Raw genomic sequence first — 361 nt, forward strand, 5'->3', positions numbered from 1 at the left:
GTCATTGAGCACGAGTGAATCATTGAGCACGAGTGAATCATTGAGCACGAGTGAATCATTGAGCACGAGTGAATCATTGAGCACGAGTGAATCATTAAGTACGAGCGAATCATTGAGTACAAGTGAGTCATTAAGCGCAAGTGAATCATTAAGTACAAGTGAATCGTTAAGCACGAGTGAATCATTGAGTACAAGCGAATCATTAAGCACAAGCGAATCATTGAGTACGAGCGAATCATTGAGTACGAGCGAATCATTGAGTACAAGTGAGTCATTAAGCGCAAGTGAATCATTAAGTACAAGTGAATCGTTAAGCACGAGTGAATCATTGAGTACAAGCGAATCATTAAGTACATCAGAG

1 protein-coding gene is annotated in these 361 nt (G+C 40.2%); it reads left to right on the plus strand.

What is annotated here, in order from left to right; all coding sequences use genetic code 11:
- On the plus strand, positions 1-361 hold a 361-nt coding region (locus tag ACJTHF_RS14075; protein ID WP_407812643.1), incomplete at both ends, for a hypothetical protein.

The sequence above is a fragment of the Mammaliicoccus sp. RAM2 genome (assembly GCF_045897195.1).
Lineage (GTDB): Bacteria > Bacillota > Bacilli > Staphylococcales > Staphylococcaceae > Mammaliicoccus > Mammaliicoccus sciuri.